Raw genomic sequence first — 3,811 nt, 5'->3', positions numbered from 1 at the left:
CGTGGCGGCGGCGTGGTCGCGCAGCCGGGCGGCGCTTTCGTATCGGTGCTGCCCGGCCAGCTTGTCGACTTGCTGCACGGCGGCGGCCAGCGCGGTGTTGTCGTGCCCGTCGATCAGGGCGGCGGCGCGGGCGACGGTCGGGGCGTACTCGGCGGCGGTGAGGTGTTGGGCGGCCGGGCACGGCGCGACCTCGCGTTCCGGGCAGGCGTGGCGTTTGGTCCGGCCCAGCCGGGTGGTGCAGCTGCGCAGCCCGGTGAACCGGGTCAGCAGCGCGGCGGTTTCGGCGGCGTCGGCGCGGGACCGAAACGGGCCGATCACCCGGTCGTGGCGCGGGTTGCGCACCACCGACAGCCGCGGGAAGGCCTCGTCGGTGAGCACCACCCACCACCACCGGTGCGGGAACCGGGACCGCCGGTTGTACGGCGGGGCGTGGGCGGCCAGCAGCCGCAGCTCGCGCACCCCGGCCTCTAGCGGGTGCGCGCACTCGACGTGGTCGACGGTGCTGGCCAGCGTCACCATCTCCTTGATCCGGCCGCGCGGGTCGGCGCCGGTGAAGTACTGGCCGACCCGACGGCGCAGATCGACCGCGGTGCCGACGTAGAGCACCTCACCGGACGGCCCGCGGAACAGATACACCCCGGGCTTATGCGGCAGGTGGGCGGCCAGGGTGCGTTTGCGGCGCTGGGCCGGTGACACATTGGGCAGATACGACCGCAGCTCGGTGTAGGTGTGCACACCCTGGTTGCCGACCCGCTCGATCAGCGCGTGCAGCACCTCGACGGTGGCGCGCGCGTCGTCCAGGGCGCGGTGGGTGGGCTCGGTGGCGACCCGGAACAGCCGGGCCAGCTCGGCCAGCCGCACGCTGGGGGCTTCCTCGCGGCTGAGCACCCGGCGGGCCAGCCGCACCGTGCACAGCACCGGCGGCTTGGGCCAGGCCAAACCGCACCGCTCGGTGGCCGCGCGCAGGAACCCGACATCGAATCCGGCGTTGTGGGCCACCAGCACGCTGTCGCGGGCGAACTCCAGAAACGTCGGCAGCACCGCGGCGATGGTCGGGGCGTCGCACACCATCGCGGTGGTGATCCCGGTCAGCCGGGTGATCTGCGGCGGGATGCTGCGCTGCGGGTCGATCAGGGTGGCGAACTCGCCCAGCACCGTGCCGCCGCGCACCTTGACCGCCCCGATCTCGGTGATGGCGTCCGGCGGCGCGGTCGCGGTGCCCGACGCGCGGCCGCCGGTGGTTTCCAGGTCCACCACCACGAACGTCGTGTCGCGCAGCGGGGTCTCGAACGCGGGCGCGCCGTCGGGGTCCAGCTCGGCGAAGCTCAACTGTGCCGCGGCGGTCACACCCATGGCGGTGACGTTAGGCAGCCGCACCGACAGCGCCCGGTTCCCACACCGTCGTGGGTGTCGCGGCTGCCGTCCAGTCCGCGGTGAGGGCATCGAGCCTGCGGTGAGGGCGGCGAGTCTGCGGCCAGGGAAGCGAGTCTGCGGCCAGGGCATTGAGTCTGCGGTGAGGGCAGCGAGCCTGCAACCAGGGCATCGAGCCTGCGGTGAGGGCGGCGAGTCTGCAACCAAGGCATCGAGTCTGCGGTGAGGACGGGTTTCTGGCGGAAATGACGGCCTGACCGCAGTCTGGGCGCCGCCAGCGCAGTGTCGATGCCCTCACCGCAGACTCGATGCCGCCAGCGCAGTCTGGGCGCCGCCGACCGCAGACTCGATGCCGTCAGCGCAGTCTGGGCGCCGCCGACCGCAGACTCGATGCCGCCACCGCAGTCTGGGCGCCGCCGACCGCAGTCTCGATGCCGCCACCGCAGTGTCGGCACCCTAACCACCGCCACCGCAGCGATACCCCCGCTGATCAGCGCCGACGAACATGTCGGTGGCCCCGGTTAGGGTGCGGGCAAACGAGCGAAAGGAGTCGCCGATGGCGCACGTCGACCCGACGGAACCGGTGGTGATCGACTGTGACGACTGCGCGGTACGCGGGCCCGGCTGCCGCGACTGTGTGGTCAGCGTGTTGCTCGGGGTGCCCGACACCTTGTTGCAGGATGAGCGCGCCGCGCTCGACGTGCTCGCCGAGGCCGGCCTGGCGCCGCGGCTGCGGCTGGTGCCCATCCACGGACCGCGGAGCTCGGGGGTGGCGTAATTAGTCGGCGCGCCGGGGTGCCGTTCCGAGAGCTCACCTGATAAATTTGGGCCTTCGTGATGGACAACGTCGTTGCCGTTTCGTAACCTGTCTGAGACCTAAGTGAGCTCGACGGCGGCGCGGCACGACACGTCCCCCGGCAGTTTTAAGGATGCAAATCTTGAAGCTCGACCGTACGCACTGGACCTTGCGTGTTATCAAGCGACCTGCCGTCGGTGCGATATCGGGATTTGTCGTCCTCTCCGGGATCCTCGCCACGCATGTGCAGGCCGACCCCGCCGACGACGCGCTAGCAAAACTCAATGAGCTGTCGCGGCAGGCCGAGAAAACCACCGAGGCGATGCACAGCGCGCAGCTGGACCTGAACGAAAAGCTTGCCGCCCAAGGGGCTGCCGAAAAGGCGCACGCGGACGACGAGGCCAAGCTGCAAGCCGCGAAATCGCAGCTCGCAAACTTCCAGACCGCCGTCGACAAGTTTGCTGCCGCCACCTACATGGGCGGCCGCACCGACGGCATGGACGCCATCTTGACCGCCGAGTCGCCGCAGCAGCTGATCGACAAGCTGGCCGTGCAGCGCGTCGTCGGCGCCGACATGTCCGCCCAGGTGGCCCGCTACCGCGCCGCCGGCCAGCAGGCCGCCGAGGCCGAGCAGGCCTCCGCCAAATCGGCGGCCGAGGCCAAGACCGCCGCCGAACACGCCGCCACGGTCCGCGCGGATCTGCAGTCCAAGCAGAGCCGGCTGCAGATGCAGATCGCCGTCGTCAAATCCCAGTACTCGGCGCTGACCCCCGGGCAGCGGGCCACCCTGGCCGCCCCGGGCCCGGCGCCCGAAGCGCTGCCCGCCCCGGCCCCCGAGGCGGCGCCGCCGACCGAGGGCGCGCCGGAGGCCGGCCCGCCCGGGGATGGGTTCCCGTCGATGGCACCCGGCGGCAGCGGTGAGGGCGCGATCGCGGTGCAGGCCGCGCTGACCCAGGTCGGCTCGCCGTACGTGTGGGGCGGCGCCGCACCGGGCGGCTTCGACTGCTCCGGGCTGGTGATGTGGGCGTTCCGCCAGGCCGGCATCTCGCTGCCGCACTCCAGCCAGGCGCAGGCCAACGGCGGGCAGCCGGTGGCGCTGTCGGATCTGCAGCCCGGCGACGTGCTGACCTTCTACTCCGACGCCTCCCACTCCGGCATCTACGTCGGGGACGGCATGATGATCCATTCCTCCACCTACGGCCAGCCGGTCCGGGTGGTGCCGATGTACTCGTCGGGGCCGATCCACAACGCCCGCCGTTACTGAGCGCCGGCGCACCGCGCTGGTCGGGCTGCTGCTGGTCGAGCTGATCGCGGCCGCCGCGGTCGTGCTGCTCCCGGCCTGCCCGGCCACCGCGGCATCCCGCGCGGCCGACCCGGCCCCGGCGCCGCTGCGGGTCGGTGATCACCGCGACGTCGAGCTGATCGATGCGGGCGGCCCGACGACCGCCGCGCTGCTGGACCGCGTCGCCGCGACGATCGGCACGGCCGTCGACGAGGTCGAGGCGTTCTGGGGCACCGACTGGCCCCGGCGCATCGTGGTGCTGGCCACCGGCACCGACGCGCAGTTCCGCGCCGCCGCCGGCGGGGGCAGCGCCGAACAATGGGCCGACGTCGCCGCGGTCGCGGTCGCCGACCGGGTGGATG

3 protein-coding genes and 1 pseudogene are annotated in these 3,811 nt (G+C 72.4%); 3 read left to right on the top strand and 1 reads right to left on the bottom strand.

The window, feature by feature from the left end; translation table 11 throughout:
- The coding region (locus BKN37_RS26250; RefSeq protein WP_165618404.1) for a DEDD exonuclease domain-containing protein at window positions 1–1,377 on the bottom strand (1,377 nt) is incomplete at its 3' end.
- 550 nt (window positions 1,378–1,927) lie between these two features.
- On the opposite strand from BKN37_RS26250, the gene BKN37_RS26245 reads away from it, so the two are divergent.
- The 3 genes and pseudogenes from BKN37_RS26245 to BKN37_RS26235 all read left to right on the top strand — a co-directional run.
- Window positions 1,928–2,149: a hypothetical protein gene (locus BKN37_RS26245; RefSeq protein ID WP_071030142.1), complete on the top strand. Its 222-nt coding sequence runs from the start codon at window positions 1,928–1,930 to the stop codon at window positions 2,147–2,149.
- Between the two features lie 160 nt (window positions 2,150–2,309).
- A complete protein-coding gene (ripC, locus tag BKN37_RS26240) occupies window positions 2,310–3,431 on the top strand; it encodes a peptidoglycan hydrolase RipC (RefSeq protein WP_071030140.1) in 1,122 nt (373 codons plus the stop codon).
- 61 nt (window positions 3,432–3,492) lie between these two features.
- Window positions 3,493–3,811: pseudogene (locus tag BKN37_RS26235) on the top strand (hypothetical protein); the annotation flags it as partial.

This window comes from Mycobacterium talmoniae, from assembly GCF_001854525.1.
GTDB classification, from domain to species: Bacteria; Actinomycetota; Actinomycetes; order Mycobacteriales; family Mycobacteriaceae; genus Mycobacterium; species Mycobacterium talmoniae.
Note: the sequence above shows the minus strand (reverse complement) of the source record. Positions and strands in the feature narration are given on the sequence as shown.

What these genes read in the sequence shown, in the direction of transcription:
- BKN37_RS26245 (WP_071030142.1), top strand. Translation starts at nt 1,928, where the DNA reads ATGGCGCACGTCGACCCGACGGAACCGGTGGTGATCGACTGTGACGAC.